At 68.5% G+C, this 13,684-nt stretch carries 11 protein-coding genes; 5 read left to right on the top strand and 6 right to left on the bottom strand.

What is annotated here, in order from left to right; genetic code table 11:
* Nucleotides 1-300 precede the first annotated feature (300 nt).
* Nucleotides 301-1,860: an acetolactate synthase large subunit gene (locus BSP109_RS15085; protein ID WP_087003225.1), complete on the bottom strand. Its 1,560-nt coding sequence runs from the start codon at nucleotides 1,858-1,860 to the stop codon at nucleotides 301-303.
* A gap of 456 nt (nucleotides 1,861-2,316) precedes the next feature.
* On the opposite strand from BSP109_RS15085, the gene BSP109_RS15080 reads away from it, so the two are divergent.
* The gene (locus tag BSP109_RS15080; RefSeq protein WP_087003222.1) at nucleotides 2,317-2,769 is read left to right on the top strand and encodes a hypothetical protein; all 453 of its coding nucleotides are present in this window, start codon (nucleotides 2,317-2,319) and stop codon (nucleotides 2,767-2,769) included.
* A gap of 87 nt (nucleotides 2,770-2,856) precedes the next feature.
* Complete coding sequence (locus BSP109_RS15075) at nucleotides 2,857-3,927, top strand: inositol monophosphatase family protein (protein WP_101601711.1); 1,071 nt, start codon at nucleotides 2,857-2,859, stop codon at nucleotides 3,925-3,927.
* Between the two features lie 136 nt (nucleotides 3,928-4,063).
* Here BSP109_RS15075 and BSP109_RS15070 read toward each other — a convergent pair whose 3' ends face one another.
* The 4 genes from BSP109_RS15070 to BSP109_RS15055 all read right to left on the bottom strand — a co-directional run bounded on the left by BSP109_RS15070 (nucleotide 4,064) and on the right by BSP109_RS15055 (nucleotide 8,175).
* Nucleotides 4,064-4,819, bottom strand: coding sequence for an ABC transporter ATP-binding protein (locus BSP109_RS15070; protein ID WP_087003216.1), 756 nt, complete (start codon nucleotides 4,817-4,819; stop codon nucleotides 4,064-4,066).
* A complete protein-coding gene (locus BSP109_RS15065; protein WP_101601717.1) occupies nucleotides 4,816-5,901 on the bottom strand; it encodes an iron chelate uptake ABC transporter family permease subunit in 1,086 nt (361 codons plus the stop codon). The genes BSP109_RS15070 and BSP109_RS15065 overlap by 4 nt, the downstream gene beginning before the upstream one ends.
* A gap of 196 nt (nucleotides 5,902-6,097) precedes the next feature.
* A complete protein-coding gene (locus tag BSP109_RS15060; protein WP_101601710.1) occupies nucleotides 6,098-7,015 on the bottom strand; it encodes an ABC transporter permease in 918 nt (305 codons plus the stop codon).
* A gap of 158 nt (nucleotides 7,016-7,173) precedes the next feature.
* The gene (locus BSP109_RS15055; protein ID WP_101601708.1) at nucleotides 7,174-8,175 is read right to left on the bottom strand and encodes a siderophore ABC transporter substrate-binding protein; all 1,002 of its coding nucleotides are present in this window, start codon (nucleotides 8,173-8,175) and stop codon (nucleotides 7,174-7,176) included.
* A gap of 238 nt (nucleotides 8,176-8,413) precedes the next feature.
* On the opposite strand from BSP109_RS15055, the gene BSP109_RS15050 reads away from it, so the two are divergent.
* The 3 genes from BSP109_RS15050 (at nucleotide 8,414) to BSP109_RS15040 (ending at nucleotide 13,240) form a co-directional block, all read left to right on the top strand.
* Nucleotides 8,414-10,237 (top strand): amidohydrolase, encoded by a 1,824-nt coding sequence (locus tag BSP109_RS15050; RefSeq protein WP_101601715.1) that lies wholly within the window; start codon nucleotides 8,414-8,416, stop codon nucleotides 10,235-10,237.
* An 88-nt stretch (nucleotides 10,238-10,325) separates the two neighbouring features.
* Nucleotides 10,326-11,813, top strand: coding sequence for an aldehyde dehydrogenase (locus BSP109_RS15045; RefSeq protein ID WP_101601706.1), 1,488 nt, complete (start codon nucleotides 10,326-10,328; stop codon nucleotides 11,811-11,813).
* Nucleotides 11,814-11,956: 143 nt separating this feature from the next.
* Entirely contained in the window at nucleotides 11,957-13,240 is a 1,284-nt protein-coding gene (locus BSP109_RS15040; protein WP_101601713.1) for an Nramp family divalent metal transporter, read from the top strand.
* A 50-nt stretch (nucleotides 13,241-13,290) separates the two neighbouring features.
* Here the strand turns inward: BSP109_RS15040 and BSP109_RS15035 are convergent, their stop codons facing one another.
* Complete coding sequence (locus BSP109_RS15035; protein ID WP_101601705.1) at nucleotides 13,291-13,575, bottom strand: hypothetical protein; 285 nt, start codon at nucleotides 13,573-13,575, stop codon at nucleotides 13,291-13,293.
* Nucleotides 13,576-13,684 lie beyond the last annotated feature (109 nt).

Below are 13,684 nucleotides of genomic sequence, written 5' to 3'. Positions count from 1 at the left end.
TGGGGTCAGCCATCGTGGGATGCCTTTCGTGAGGTTCTTGGCGGAACTACTAGCGGGATCCCACGATGGTTCTTCACATTTTTGGGGGTGAAGTCCCTGGTGGGAATGCCACCACTCTATGGGACTCACCCGTCCTACTCCAGCGAGTGAGTACAACCTGGTCCCCGAACGCCGGGTCTGGGGCCGGTTTGCACTCACTCGACGAAGGGGGTCAGCGGGGAGAAGTGCGAAGGGAGCCAGCGGGGAGGAACGCGACGAGGGCCAGCGGGGAGGCGCCGGGTGAGCGGCGCCCCGCGTGCCTCAGAGCACGACCTCGATGAGTGCCGGTCCTTCGGTCGCCAGTGCGCGGTCGTACGCGGCACCCAGCTCCTCCATCGTCTCCGCACGCTCCGCCGGGACCCCGAAGCCGCGCGCGATCGACACCCAGTCGATCGTCGGCCGATCGATGTCGAGGAGCTTCGCCGCGGTGTCGCCGACGACGTCGACGCCCACATTCGACATCTCGTTCCGCAGGATCTGGTACTTGCGATTCGCCAGGATCAGGGTGACGACGTCGACGCCCTCACGCGCCTGCGTCCACAGCGTCTGGGGCATGTACATGCCGGAACCGTCGGACTCGAAGGTGACGACCTTGCGGTCGGGGCAGGCGATCGCGGCTCCCAGGGCGACGGGCATCGCCCAGCCGATGGAACCGCCCGTCACGTTGATCCAGTCATGCGGGCGGGCGCCGACGGTCGCCGCATTGAAGTTCCAGCCGGTCGTGATCGATTCGTCGACGACGATCGCGTTCTCCGGGATCGCCTCGGCGATGAACGTACCGAGCTTCTCCGCGGTGATCGCACCGGTGGGCCGCTGCGGCAGCGCCATGTCCGCCAGCTGCACTGACGCGGCCCTCGCCCGCACCACCTCCGGCAGCGCGTCGAGCACCGCGGTGAGGGGGATGTCCGCGCGCGGCGTCTCAGGAGTCAGATCGATGAATCGGGTGCCCGGCTGATACAGGGTGCTTCGCTTCGTGGGGTACGCGAAGAACGCCACGGGCGGCTTCTCACCCACCAGCACGATCGTGTCGAACTGGGCGAACAGCTCCTGTGCCGGGTCGACCGCGTACGGGACCTTCATCGCAGCGTATCGGCCGGCGCCGCGGGTGACGCGCGGGGAGAAGGTCGAGGTGAGCACCGTGGCACCCGTCGCCGTGGCGATCCGTCCGGCCGCGTCGAGTGCGTCCTCGCGCGGAGTGCGGCCGCCCATGAGGATGGCGCCGCGCGAGCCCGCCTCGACCAGGGCACGTGCGGCGGACTCGACGGCGAGCTCATCGACGACGGGGAGCGGTGCGGGCTGCGCGGTCGTCGGGCTGACCGCTGCGGGCAGCTCATTCCACGCCGCGTCAGCGGGCAGGATGAGCGAGGCGACCTGACCGCGGCGGGCGACCGTCACGGCGTCGGCCACGTCGGAGGAGAGGGCGTGCTCGTCGACGGACGTGCGCACCCAGTGCGAGAACGGGCGCGCTGTGCCCTCGATGTCACTGGTCAGCGGGGCATCGAGGTCGCGGTGGTAGCTCGCGTGGTCGCCGATCACGTTGACGACCGGCGAATGGGCCCGCAGCGCGTTGTGCAGGTTCGACAGCCCGTTCGACAGCCCCGGTCCCAGGTGGAGGAGCGTGGCGGCGGGTTGGTCGGCCATCCGCCCGTACCCGTCGGCGGCGCCCGTGACGGCGCCCTCGAAGAGACCCAGGATGCCGCGGACGGCCGGAGTCTCGTCCAGAGCGGCGACGAAGTGCATCTCGGAGGTCCCGGGGTTCGCGAAGCACGTGGTGACGCCATTGTGCTCGAGCGCGGCGAGGAGGGAATCGGCACCGTTCACAGTGACTCCTTCTGACGGGGCGTGGCGGGTCGGGCGGAAGCGTCCGACGCTCCCCCTGCGGCAGTGCAGGGGCGCTATGCGGCTGTGTGAGGCCCATCGTCGCACACCTGCGCGGCCCTGTGATGATCTGCGCGGCCCGCCTGTCGGGTGCCTTCCCCACGGGACTTCGGGTGCCTCTCCTCGCAGGACGTGGAGGCTGCGCACACGCCTATGTGAGTGTCCGCACAGTGACGTGTGGAAGCATAGAGGATGGCCATGGTGTCACGTCTCGGTAACAGTCGACGCCTGAAGCGCGTGACTGTCGCCAGGGAAGCCGGACGACCGGCACCGCGTACTACCATGACTGCGTACGACCTGCACGAGGTTCGGGGAATGAAACGCTCTGTGGGTCACTGATTCCAGCCCACGAACTATCCGGCTTGCCGCGAAGGCTTGCCCACCACGAGGTCGATTCACATGGCGAGAAGGACGCGAGCACTCACCGCAGAGCAGAAGTCGGTGCTGACGGCTGTGCGGAGGGTCGCCCGTCAACGGACGCGCATCAACGACGCGTACGTGACGGCGATCGTCGATGCGCGCGAATCCGGGGTGACGTATGCGTCCATCGCAGACGCGGTGGGGACGTCATCACAGGCCGTCCAGGAGATCGTGCGCCGCCACCGCAAGGTGCAGCTGACGTCGGTCGACGGAGTCCAGGACCCTGCGACAGGAGACCAGGACTCCGCAGGTGGAGACAACGCCGCCTCGATATCGGATCCGGAGGACCGCGGTGCCTCCTCGGTCGGGGCGCCCGCTGGAGCTATCGCCGCCATCACCGGTGACGACGACCACTCGCAGCCGGGAGGCTCGGGCGCCGCCGGCAGTGGTGGCCCCGGCACATCACAGGTGACTCCTTCTACCGCGCTCTGAGTGCGTCGGCCTGAGTACGTCGCCAGTCTGAGTTCGCTGCCAGTCTGAGTGCACGTCACGTGAGAGGACGTGTGCAACGATGAAGCGGTGAGCATCCTCTTCCGCGACCCCCTCCTCGACTCCGCACGTGAAGCCGCGGTCATCGCCACGCACCGCATGGCGGCGTGGGCTGACGAACTGAGTCCCATATCGGTCAGCTCGAAGGACGGGAAGAACGATCTCGTCACCGAGGCTGATGCGGAGATCGAGGCGCTGGTCCGCCACCACCTGCGGCTGCTGCGACCGGAGGACGCCGTCGTGGGCGAGGAGGGGTCGGAAGCACTGTCGCTTGCGGATCACCCCGCGGGCGATGAGATCCAGTCGATCCTCACGCACGCCGCCCGAACCGCGCAGAGCGCAGCCCCAGACGGTGACCCGGACACGGTCGAGTGGCACATCGACCCGATCGACGGCACCGTGAACTTCGTCCGCGGGATCGAGCACTACTGCTTCTCCGCGGGAGCCCGCCTCCAGTCCGCCGGACCCGGATCCCCGGACGTCGGATGGGTCGCGGGACTCGTGGCGGCACCGCTGCTCGATCGCGTCTGGTTCGCGCGGGCGGGTGCCGCTTGGGTCGCTCCGCTGTCCGCCCTCACCGATCCGAGCACGCCGGTGCGGCCGCTGACGGGAAGCAGCGCACCCACCACCGGGCGCGTGGTCGCGACCGGATTCGGCTACGCGGCTGACCGTCGTGCCCAGCAGCACGCGGCGCTCGGCCGGGTGATGACCCGGTTCGATGACATCCGCCGTTGCGGATCCGCCGCGATCGATCTCTGCATGGCGGCCGAGGGGCGTGTGAACGCCTACTACGAGCGCGGACTGGGCGTCTACGACTTCGCCGGCGGGGCGTACATCGCGGAATGCGCCGGACGGTTCGTGCACCGGCGCGCGGATGCCTTCCTGCGAGAGGACACCGGCGCGTCGATCGCGGTTCCAGCCGCAGCAGTCCCGGGCGCGGCCGCAGCCCCAGGAGCAGAACCCGACGACGCCGAGGCCCCCGCCGGACCGCCGTCCGCCGGCGGCTCGGGCGGTGACGAGCATATGCGGGGGCCCGCGGCGGAACTCACGGTCGTCGCGGACACCCGCGAGCGCTTCGAGTTCCTGCTGGCCCACGGCTGACCGAGCGGGTCTGCGAGGACCGTGACGGGATCGGTCGGCAGCCGCGGATCAGTCGGCAGCCGTGGACCGGTCGGCAGATGACAGGATGACAGTGGCCTGCGCATCGACTCGGCCACCACGGGCCCCGCATCGTCCGTCAGTAGTAGCAGGCGAGCAGGCCCCTCGGGCCGTCGATCACATCGATCGGTGTGTTGAAGATCGATGACAGGGTGTCCGGGACCATGATCTCCTCCGGAGTCCCGAACGCCACGATCTCCCCGTGCTTGAGCGCGCAGATGTGATCCGCGTAGTGGCCTGCGAAGTTGATGTCGTGGAGCACGATGACGATCGTGCGGCCCAGTTCCACCGCTGCCCGCTTCAGGTGCTTCATCATCTGCACCGAATGCTGCATGTCGAGGTTGTTGAGGGGCTCGTCCAGGAGGACGTACTCGGTGTCCTGGGCCAGCACCATCGCGACGTAGGCGCGCTGCCGCTGCCCGCCCGACAGCTCGTCGAGGTAGCGGGTCTCCAGATCGCCCAGGTGCAGGAAGTCGATCGCCTCGCTGATCCGCCGCTCGTCATCGACGGTGAGGCGGCCCTTCGAGTGGGGGTATCTGCCGAAGCCCACCAGCTGGCGGACGGTGAGGCGTGCGACGAAGTGGTTCTCCTGGCGCAGGATGGACACCTTCCGCGCCAGCTCCTTCGACGGAGTCTTCGACACGTCGAGGCCGCCCACCGTGATGGTGCCGGCGTCCATGCCCATGAGGCGGCCGATCATCGTCAGCAGCGTCGATTTGCCCGCCCCGTTCGGCCCGACCATGGCGGTGATGCCGCCCGGCGGGATCTCCAGGTCGACGGGCCCGATCGCCACGTCGGAGGTGTAGCGGCGCAGGACGGTGCTCAGAGTGATCACAGTCGGCCCTTTCGCAGGATGTACACGAGGAAGAAGGTTCCGCCGACGACCTCCATGATGATGCCGACGGATCCCTCCGCGTAGAAGAGGTGCTTGAGCACGAAGTGCGAGCCCGCCAGGACGACGAAGCCGGTGAGCCACGCGATCGGGAAGACCAGCCGGTGGTCGTAGGTGTCCGCGAGCTGGTAGGCGATCATCGCCACGAGGAAGCCCAGGAACGTCATGGGGCCCACGAGCGCGGTGGACACGGCCATGAGCACGGACACCAGCAGCAGGACGATGATGAGCTGTCGCCGGTGGTTCACACCCAGGTTCACCGCGGTCTCCCGCCCCAGGGACAGGACGTTGAGGGTGCCGGCCTTCGCCCACAGCAGGCCGCCGGCGGTTCCGGCGAGGACGATCGACACGCCCAGGTAGGAGGTGTCCGCGTTCGCGATGGAGCCGATGAGGCGGGCGGTGAGGATGTCGAACTCGCTGGGCGTGAGCAGGCGCTGCATGAACGTCGCCAGACCGCCCAAGCCGCCGCCCAGCACGATGCCCACGAGCAGGGTGACCTGCAGGTTCCCTCCGCGCCCGGCCAGCAGCCAGCCGTAGAGGGCCGCGGCGAAGCCGACCATGAGCGCGATCTGCAGCAGGAACTGCCACAGGCCCGTCACCGCGACCAGTCCGGCTGCCCCGATGAAGAAGACCGCGCCGGTCTGGACCACGCGGTAGAGCGACTCGAACCCCATGATCGAGGGAGTGAGGATCCGGTTGTTCGTGACCGTCTGGAAGGCCACCGTCGCGATCGCCTGGCAGAAGGCCACGATGAGGACGACGACGAGGTTCGTCGTGCGCATCTCCGCGATGAGCCAGAAGCCGCGCGAGCCCACCGGCATCGGGTTCTCATACGCAAGGCTGCCGAATGTGATGAACACGGCGAGCACGCACAGGGCGGAGAAGATCAGCCAGTACCGCTTGTGCGCACGCCTGCCCGGCAGCGGACCGGACCGGCGGTCCGGGTCGGCACTGCCGCGACTGCTGCGACTGCGACGGTGCGCGGGTTCGTGCGCCGTGCGGCCGGGTGCGGCGGAGCCGGCCACAGCCGGACCGGATGCCACCGCCGCCGAGGACCGTGCCGCCTCGGCAGAGTCGGTCGCCGAACCGAGGCGGGCCTCGGACCCAGCCGCAGCCTCGGGCGCGGTCGGTGCCTGCTCCTGCCGGACTGCGTCGGCGTGCGCGGCCTCGGCGGCATCCGCGTGCAGTCGGGACGTGGTGCGCGTGTGATGTGCGGTCACGTCAGCGCCTCCTGACGATGAGTGCGATGAAGACGATCGCGCCGACGACGGAGAGCAGGAGCGAGACCGGCACTTCGAAGGGCGCGATGATCGTGCGGCCGAGCAGGTCGCACACCGTCACGGTGCAGATGCCCACGAGCGCCACCCACGGCAGGTTCGAGCGCAGGTCGTCTCCGCGGAACATCGACACGATGTTCGGGACGATGAGGCCCAGGAACGGCAGGTTGCCCACGACGACGGTGACGATGCCGGTCGCGATCGCGATGAGGCCCGTGCCCAGCAGCACCACCATGCGGTAGTCCAGGCCGATGTTCGTCGCGAACTCCTCGCCCAGGCCGGCGGCGGTGAAGCGGTCCGCGGCGATGAAGACCGCGACGACCACCACGACGACGACCAGGAGCGGCTCCCACTGGCCCTGGATGATGCCGGTGAAGGAGCCCGCGAACCAGATCCCCAGGCTCTGGAGCATGTCCGTCTGGAGGGCGAGGAACGTCGACACGGCGCCGACGACACCGCCCAGCATGATGCCGACGATGGGCACGATCACGGACGACCGCAGGGTCACGCGCTGCAGGAACGCGAAGAAGATCATGGTGCCGATGAAGGCGGAGACGACCGCCGCGATCATCTTGACGACCAGCGGCGAATCGGGTGCGAGGATCATGACGGCCAGCAGTCCCAGGCCCGCCCACTCGGTCGTGCCGGTCGTCGTGGGCTCGACGAAGCGGTTCTGGGTGATCATCTGCATGACCAGGCCGCACATCGCCATCGCGGCACCTGAGAGCACGAGCGCGACGGTGCGCGGGATGCGGGTGATGCCGAACATCTGCGCACCGTCCTCGGCGCCCAGGACGTCGTACTCGCCGACGAACAGGCTCGTGACCACGAGTGCCGCGGTCACGAGCAGCCCGATGGCCATCGGCCAGGTGAAGAGGCGGTGGCCGCGCTGCGACCGACCGGCATCTCCGCGCGCAGGCGGGCGCGCAGACGCGTGGGCAGGCGGGTGAGCGGGCCCAGCGCCGGACGTCACGTCCGGTGCTGGGCCCGCTGCCGAGCTCTGCGGTGTGGGCTGTGAGGTCAGTTGCCCTGCTCCATCGCGTCTGCCACCGACTCGTAGAACTCGGTGTAGGTCTGGAGGCTCTCATCCAGGTAGGTGTATTCGGGCATGTAGACGATGTTGTCCTCTTCCACCGCCGTCACGTTCTGCAGTGCGGGGGATTCCGCGATGAGGTCCTCTGCCGGGGTGTACTCCTCGCCCGAGTTCCCGCTGACGCCCGCGTCGCGGTCCATGACGAAGATCCAGTCGGGGTCGGAGTCCGCGATCGCCTCGACGGAGATGTCGTCGCCCTGGTGGCCGGACGAGGCATCATCGACCTCGAGCGAAGGGGTCAGGCCCAGCGAGTCGTAGACGGGCCCCAGCGTGCGGCCCTCCGACGGTGCGGCGTAGTTGATGTCACCACCGGACGTGATGACGCTCATGACGGTCTCATCCGCGTTGTACGCGGCCGCGACGCGTTCGACGGCGGCATCGTAGTCGTCGGCGAGTGCCTGCGCCTCGTCCTGCTTGTCGAAGACCTCGCCCAGGGTGGTCACCTGGCGCTTGAGCTCCTCGCCGAAGTCCTCGCCCTCACGCGGTTCGAGATCGACGAGCGGTGCGTCGGCCAGGTCCGCGATGTCCTCGTTGTACTGCGAGAAGCGCTGACCGGAGATGATCAGGTCCGGCTCAGCGGCGACGATGTTCTCCAGGTTCGGCTCACGGTGGCTGCCGATGTCGAGGATCTCGTCGTTCTCCTTGTACGACACGTCCGCACGCATGAGCGAGACGGCGCCGCCGGACAGCTCCACGCCCCAGTCGTCGAGGAGTTTGAACGTGCGGTTGTCCAGGGCGACGACGCTCTGTGCGGGGGAGGGCACGTCGACGGACCCGCCGTTCGCCTCGATCGTCACGGTCTCGGATTCGCCGGATGCTGCCTCGGCAGATGCGTCACCGGTGTCGCCTGACCCGCAGGCGGTGAGCCCCAGCGCGAGTGCGGCGGTGGAGGCGATGACGGCGGGGAACCGGACGTTCCGTCTGTGCATGGGGGATGCTCCTCTGTGCGGTGTGTGGGGTCCGATGCGGGTCGGGCCGATTGGCGAGTCGCTGTGCATCGGACGGGAAGTCAGCTCATGGTGAGCTGAGCCTCACCTACACAGTGTACCCACAGAATGGGATTAGGTAAAGCTCATCTATCGTAAGTGAGATCCAGTCCACATGCGGATCCGCGGCAGATCCGGACGTCGCAGCGCGGGCCGCGCGCGCCTGTGGTTCGATGGCACCATGCACACGGTCGACTCCTCCCGCACCCCCGGCGCCCCCGGAATCCACCGCCTGTTCGCGAACGGGCGCGTGCACGCATTCGCTGGTTCGTCGAAGGTCGCCGAGGCTGCCGAGGCCGGCGGGCCCGCCGAGGCCGTGCTCGTGAGCGACGGCCGTGTCGTCGCCGTCGGGTCCGCACGTGAACTGCGCGACCGTGCGGGTGCGGCTCCGGTCGAGGAGGTCGACCTCGAGGGGAGGGTGGTGCTCCCGGGCTTCGTCGATGCTCACCTCCACGCGGTGTCCACCGCGAGCACCATCGCCGAGGTCGACATCCGCCAGGTGCGCAGCCTCCGGGCCGCTGTGGACACGGTCGCCGCCCACGCCGCGACCCTCCCTCCCGGCGAATGGGTCACCGGCGGTCGGTGGGACGCGAACACGTGGGACATGGGCCGCGGCGGCTCCTACCAGCCCGATCGCGAGCTGCTGGATGAGGCGGTGCCCGACCGCCCCGTCGCGCTCTGGTCGATCGATTACCACACGCTCTGGCTCAACGGCGCTGCGCTCGAGGCCGTGGGGATCCACGACGACACCCCGAACCCGGTGGGCGGCGAGATCGTCCGCGACGGCAGCGGCCGGGCGACGGGCATCCTCCGCGAGGACGCCGCCACGATCGCGGAGCGCGCGATGCCGGCGCTCTCCCTCGAGCAGCGCGCTGCGAACATGCGCATCGCGCAGCGGAAGTGGCTGGCCGAGGGCCTCACCGGGGTCCACGACATCGATGGTGCGGCGTCGCAGGAGGCGTGGGACGCGCTGCGCGCGGACGATGGGCTGCTGATGCGCGTCGTCAAGTACCTCCGCCTCGACGAGCTCGAATGGGCGCGGGCTGTCGGCTGGCGGACGGGCGACCAGGTGGGGCGGAGGCGCACCGCGTCCCCCGGGATGCCGGAGGCCGCGCTGTCCTGGGACGACCCCGACCGCGACGGGTGGTTCGTCCGCGGCGGCCTCAAGCTGTTCTCCGATGGAGCGCTGGGGTCGCAGACCTCGTACATGACCGATCCGTTCCCCCCGCGTCCCGGCGAGGACCACCTCCCCAACTACGGCCTGCCGATCGCGGGCGAGGACCTGCTCGTCGAACAGATCACGGAGGCCCTGCAGGCGGGCATCTCACTGGCCGTCCACGCGATCGGCGATCGTGCCAACCACCACGTGCTCAGCGCCTTCTCCCGCACCCGTGCCGCGTCGCGCGCCGCGGAGGAGCGGTACGGCAGGCCCCTGCGCCACCGCATCGAGCACGCGCAGTTCGTCCGGCCGGAGGAGGTCCAGCTGTTCGCGCAGATGGGCGTCGTGGCGTCGATGCAGCCGCGGCACTGCATCTCGGACCTGCACCTGCTCGAGTCGCTGAAGCCGGACCCGAGGCTGGCGGCCTACGCGTGGAAGGACCTGCTCGCGGCAGGTGCTCCCGTCGCCTTCGGCTCGGACGGCCCTGTCGAGCCGACCGACCCGTTCGCCGCGATCTACGCGGCGATGACCCGTGCTGACTTCGGCGGCGATCCGGCGACGACGTTCGAGCCGGGCCGCCGGATCCCGGCGCGGGACGCGATCGCGGCCCACACCTCGGGAGCGGCGTACGCGGCCGGGCTGGAAGGGTCCGTGGGCACGTTGGCTCCCGGCATGGCCGCCGACCTCATCGCGGTCGACGTCGACCCTCTGCGGGCAGACGGCGGCAGCGGGGTCACGGGGGAGTATGCGAGCGAGGCCGCGCTGTTCGAGCACGCCGAGGCCGTCCGCGACGCGACCGTCCACCTCACCGCGGTCGCGGGCGAGGTCGCCTTCGCGAGGATGTGAGATCGCGGGGTGCTCGGGCTGTCGGGGGTGGGAGTGGCGGTCGGACTTCGACACACTGGTGTCAGTGCACGGATGACGAGGAGGTCACATGGCTGCGAACGGTGTCCAGCAGTTCGGGAACTGGATCGACGGGGAGTTCACGGATCCGGACTCGGGTGAGTGGTTCGATTCGCACGATCCGTACTCCGGGGAGGTGTGGGCGAGGATCGCTCGCTCACGCAGCACGGATGTCGACCGAGCCGTCGCCTCAGCGAAGGCCGCCCAGCGGGACTGGGCCGCCCGGATCCCGACGGCGCGGGGGAAGTCACTGGTGCGGCTGGCGGAGCTCATCGAGGAGAACTCCGAGCGTCTGGCGCGGACGGAGGTCCGGGACAACGGCAAGCTGTATGCGGAGATGTCCGGCCAGACGACGTACATGGCGGAGTGGTACCGCTACTTCGGGGGACTCGCGGACAAGATCGAAGGTGCGGTCGTCCCCAGCGACAAGCCCGGTGTCCTCAACTACACGCGTCGTGAACCCCTGGGGGTCGTCGCGATGATCACGCCGTGGAACTCGCCGCTGCTCCTGCTGGCCTGGAAGCTGCCGACCGCGCTCGCGGCGGGCAATTCCGTGGTGGTCAAGCCGTCCGAATTCACCTCCGCCTCGACGCTCGAGCTGATGGAGCTCGTCAAGGAGGCGGGCATCCCCGATGGGGTCGTCAACGTCGTCACGGGGTTCGGCGATGAAGTGGGCCAGCCGCTGGTCGCGCATCCCGACATCGCGAAGGTGGCGTTCACCGGCTCCGATGCGGCCGGCCGCCACATCTACCGGGCCGCGGCAGGAGACTTTAAGCCGGTGTCGCTGGAGCTGGGCGGCAAGTCGCCGAACATCGTCTTCGAGGACGCGGACCTCGACGCCGCGGCGACGGGCATCATCTCCGGCATCTTCGCCGCCACCGGGCAGACGTGCATCGCCGGTTCGCGGGCCCTCATCCAGCGGTCGGTGCACGACGAGGTCCTCGAGCGGGTCGTCGACATCGCGAGCTCCGCGCAGATCGGGGATCCGATGTCGTCGGAGACGCACGTCGGCCCCGTCACGACTCCTGCGCAGTACGAGAAGATTCTGGACTATCTTGCGATCGCGAAGGACGACGGCGCACACGTCCGGCTGGGCGGAGGCCCGTACACGGGGCCGGGCGCCGGCGGCGGTCAGTTCGTCGAACCGACGATCCTCACGGGGGTCACGAACGACATGCGCATCGCGCAGGAGGAGGTCTTCGGGCCGATCCTGTCGGTCATCCCGTTCGACGACGAGGACGACGGCGTCGCGATCGCGAACGACACGATCTACGGTCTGGCCGCCGGCGTGTGGACGGAGGACATGGGCCGGGCGATCCGTGTGAGTGACGCGCTGCGGGCCGGCACGGTCTGGGTGAACACGTACCGGGCGGTGAGCTATCTGTCGCCGTTCGGCGGCTACAAGCACAGCGGGCTGGGCAGGGAGAGCGGCATGGAGGCGATCGGTGAATTCCTGCAGACCAAGTCCGTGTGGCTGTCGACGGAGAAGGCGACCGGGAATCCGTTCGTGCTCCGGTGAGACGGGACGGGTGAGGACGCGCGGGCGGTCCTGATGACCTCGTCACGACCCTGATGACCTCGTCTCGACGTGACGCGGGACACGATCCGTAGACTGGTCCCATGGTGGACGAGCAGAAGGGCGATGGCGCCCCGCACGAGCACATGACCCCGGACGATCCGACCTATCAGCCCGCTGACGACGGACTGCGACCAGGTGAGAAGCCCAAGTGGAAGGTCCTGGGGCCGGGACTGGTCGTCGCGGCGACCGGCATCGGCGCCGGTGACCTCATCGCCACGCTGGTGGCCGGATCCATGTACGGCTACGCGCTGCTCTGGGCCGCCGTCGCCGGTGTCATCATCAAGATCTTCCTCGTGGAGGGAGCGGGGCGCTGGTCGCTGGCCACCGGACGCTCGATCTTCGAGGGCTGGCGGCGCCTGGGGAAGTGGACGTCCGTCTACTTCGGCCCGTACATCCTGGTGTGGGGCTTCGTGTACGGCGCGACCGCGATGTCCGCCTCAGCACTGCCGATCTACACCGTCTTCCCGCAGATCCCCTTCATCGCGTACGCGATCTTCTCCGGGCTCGTGGGCGCCGCGCTCGTCTGGTTCGGCAGGTACCACGCGCTGGAGAAGGTCGTCGCGTTCTTCGTCGGCCTCATGTTCGTCACGGTCGTGGGATCCGCCGCCTTCGCCGCCCCGAACCTGCTCGACGCCCTCCAGGGCCTGATCCCGACCATCCCGGAGGGCGGTCTGATCTACACCCTGAGCATCGCCGGCGGCGTGGGCGGGACGATCACGCTCGCGGCCTACGGCTACTGGCTCAAGGAGAAGGGCTGGTACACGCCGAAGTGGATGAAGGTCATGCGGATCGACAACGGCTTCGCCTACGTCCTCTCCGGCGTCTTCGTCATCGCGATGCTCATCATCGGTGCGGAGCTGCTGCATTCGGCGAACATCGCGATCGAATCCGGTGACGAGGGCCTGGTCCAGCTGTCCGATGTGCTCGCCGCCGAATACGGGGCGTTCGTCGGCCACCTGTTCCTCATCGGCTTCTGGGCGGCATCGTTCTCGTCCATCCTGGGCGTGTGGAACGGCGTGTCGATCATGTTCGCGGACTTCTGGGGCCGCGTGCGGAAGCGGCCGGAGGACCATCCGGCCCGCCGCTCGGGCGGGAAGTACTACAAGTTCTACGTCCTGTGGCTCACGTTCCCGCCGATGCTGCTGCTCCTGCTGGGCAAGCCGGTCGGCATCATCATCGCCTACGGCGTGCTCGGATCCTTCTTCATGCCGTTCCTCGCGGTCACGCTCCTGTTCCTGCTCAACGGCAGGCACATGCCGAAGGAGTGGCGCAACGGCTGGATCCTCAACGTCGTCTTCGTGCTCATCACGCTGATCTTCCTGGTGCTCGGCGTCAACCAGCTGATCAGCGCCTTCCAGCCCGGCTGACACGTGGGCCGTGCGACCCGGCTGACGCACGAGGGGCCCGAGGAATCATGTCAAGATGCCCGGCTGAGTTTCTTCGAAGAATCATTTGATTGTGCCCGGACCTCCGGCTGTGGTTTCGGGCCGCCCTTTGACGTCGTCAATGTGAGGAGCTCGGCCGTGAGGGCCTGCAACTCACGCTGGATCTGGGCCGGGTTCAACGGCTTGTTCTCCCGCGTCAGCTTCGTCTTGACCTTCTTCAGGACGGTGCCTGTATCGGCGAGGACCCGCTGGTACGGGGTGGCGGGCTGATCGTATGTCTTGGTGATCTTCGCCCCGTGTGTGATGTCTCGAGACATCGGTGACAGTTCTGTATCAGGACATCGGTGACAGTTCATGTCTCAGGACTTCGGTGACACTCTGAGATTCTTCCGTGGTCGACCTCCACGCCTGCCAGTCGGATCCGGC

Source organism: Brevibacterium sp. Mu109 (assembly GCF_900169375.1).
Taxonomy (GTDB): Bacteria; Actinomycetota; Actinomycetes; order Actinomycetales; family Brevibacteriaceae; genus Brevibacterium; species Brevibacterium yomogidense_A.
Note: the sequence above shows the minus strand (reverse complement) of the source record. Positions and strands in the feature narration are given on the sequence as shown.

Coding starts and splice junctions, on each gene's coding strand:
- BSP109_RS15050 (WP_101601715.1), top strand. CDS start 8,414: ATGCACACGGTCGACTCCTCCCGCACCCCCGGCGCCCCCGGAATCCAC.
- BSP109_RS15040 (WP_101601713.1), top strand. CDS start 11,957: ATGACCCCGGACGATCCGACCTATCAGCCCGCTGACGACGGACTGCGA.
- BSP109_RS15060 (WP_101601710.1), bottom strand. CDS start 7,015: ATGGCCATCGGGCTGCTCGTGACCGCGGCACTCGTGGTCACGAGCCTG.
- BSP109_RS15080 (WP_087003222.1), top strand. CDS start 2,317: ATGGCGAGAAGGACGCGAGCACTCACCGCAGAGCAGAAGTCGGTGCTG.
- BSP109_RS15035 (WP_101601705.1), bottom strand. CDS start 13,575: ATGTCTCGAGACATCACACACGGGGCGAAGATCACCAAGACATACGAT.
- BSP109_RS15045 (WP_101601706.1), top strand. CDS start 10,326: ATGGCTGCGAACGGTGTCCAGCAGTTCGGGAACTGGATCGACGGGGAG.
- BSP109_RS15055 (WP_101601708.1), bottom strand. CDS start 8,175: ATGCACAGACGGAACGTCCGGTTCCCCGCCGTCATCGCCTCCACCGCC.